This is a genomic window from Acidobacteriota bacterium, from assembly GCA_034211275.1.
Lineage (GTDB): Bacteria > Acidobacteriota > Thermoanaerobaculia > Multivoradales > JAHZIX01 > JAGQSE01.
Genome location: JAXHTF010000384.1, coordinates 1 through 1,733, shown reverse-complemented (window position 1 = coordinate 1,733; position 1,733 = coordinate 1). Strand labels below are relative to the sequence as shown.

Annotated in this window: 1 protein-coding gene; it reads left to right on the top strand. The window is 66.7% G+C overall.

Translation table 11 applies throughout. The annotated features are described in order from the left end of the window. Positions 1–358: 358 nt before the first annotated feature. Positions 359–1,733 (top strand): pentapeptide repeat-containing protein (locus SX243_26195; protein ID MDY7096478.1); only part of this gene is annotated, 1,375 nt, incomplete at its 3' end.

The window sequence follows — 1,733 nt, the reverse complement described above, 5'->3', positions numbered from 1 at the left end:
GTCGATACTTCGGCAGCCATCTTCTACAACGGCTATAGCGGCGCCACCGGTGCCGGCGGCGACGGCGGCGAGCCGGCCAACTCCAGTGCTTGTGAGGCCGCCGAGGGCCAAGCCGGCAAGAGCGGCTTGGTAGCGACGATCCACCAGTTCTAGCAGTCCTCGATCTCCTCCCCATGAAGGCCCGCGCCGAGTTTCGGCGCGGGCCTTCGGCCGTTTGGGGGGCGCCGGCCCGAAGAGATGTAGAAAAACTTCTCATCCCCTGCGATAGCCACCGGCCCCGCCCCACTACCCGAGTGTCCAGACAAACGATCCATCCCGGCCGCGAAGGCGGTCGACGGTCTCAATGTAGGAGGTTTCCATGTGCCGCTTTCAGCTCGGCTTCCGCACTCTGTTTTTGGTCATCGGCATCTCTCTCGGTCTGACTGTTGCTCCAGCGCTGGCAGCGGTGCAGCCGGTCTCGCAAGCGGGCTCTGCCCAACGAGATGACGGGGCGACCACCGTCGAGGGCAATCCCGTGCAGATGCTTCGCTGTCCTTATTGCGATCTGCGGGGGGCGGACCTGTCCGGGCGTGATCTCACCGACGCCAATCTCACCGGCGCCGATCTCACCGGAGCCGATCTGCGAGGCGCCATCCTCAAGGGGGCTGTCTTGGTGGGGGCAAACCTCACCGATGCTCGCTTCGACGAGGCGCAGCTGGATCCTTCGCGGCGGGGGCCGGCCAACCTTTCCCGGGCGAATCTCACCGGAGCGACCTTCCAGGGAGCGAACCTGGACGGGGCGGATCTGCAATACGCCACTCTCGCCGGAGCCGATTTCTCGGGAGTAGACCTGGTCGGCACCACCTTCGGTCCGCGTATCCAAGCCGCTCTGAACCATGGCCGCAAGACGTCGTTCCGAGGAGCGCGGCTGCGCCACGAGTTTGCCCTCGACGAGTCGACAATGAATTTGGAGGATGTTCGCTGGGCCGACGATCCAAGGCCGGTGGGGGAGGACGCCTCAACGGGGCAGATCGCCTGTGGGAATGCGGAGCTCTCGCACCTCACCAGCCGCATCTACGTCTCCACCGACGGTGACGACGCGGGGGCCTGCGGAATCTCCTACGAGGAACCTTGCCGCACCATCGCCCGGGGCATCGAGCGGTGCGACGGCAGTGGGTGCGGGGTGTTGGTGAGTTGGGATGAGTATGAGCTCACCACCGCCATCGAGTTACGGGACGGCGTCGACGTGTACGGCGGCTGCCTGCCGGCAGAGCAGGCCGACCCGCAGTATTTCTCCGCCGTGCTGGCGCCGTCGGGGGGCCAGCCGGCGATGGAGGCCCGAGACCTGTCGACCTCGACGGTGGTGCAGGGCTTCCAGCTCAACGGCTCCACCCCTTCCGGTACCGGCAGCGCCGTATCCGTCACCCTCCAGCTGACGGATACGAGGGAGCTCTCCATTCTCGACACTGAGATCGTAGCGGGCCGCGGCAGTGCCGGCCGGGCCGGCAGCGCCGGCAGCCAGGGGAAGAACGGCGGGTCGGCGGAGGGCTACGTCCCTGGTGCCAGCAGCTGTGCCGGCAACGGCGGCGAGGGAGCCGTGAAGATGGATGTCGACGCCGACTACGGCGCCGTCAGCTTGACGTGCGACCGCATTTGCAGCGAGCGCTCTTGCAGCGGCTGGAACGGCGGGGCGGGGAGTAGCGGATCCAGTGCTCGCGGTGGATATCCGGGGGGTGGCTCCTGCAATATGAGCT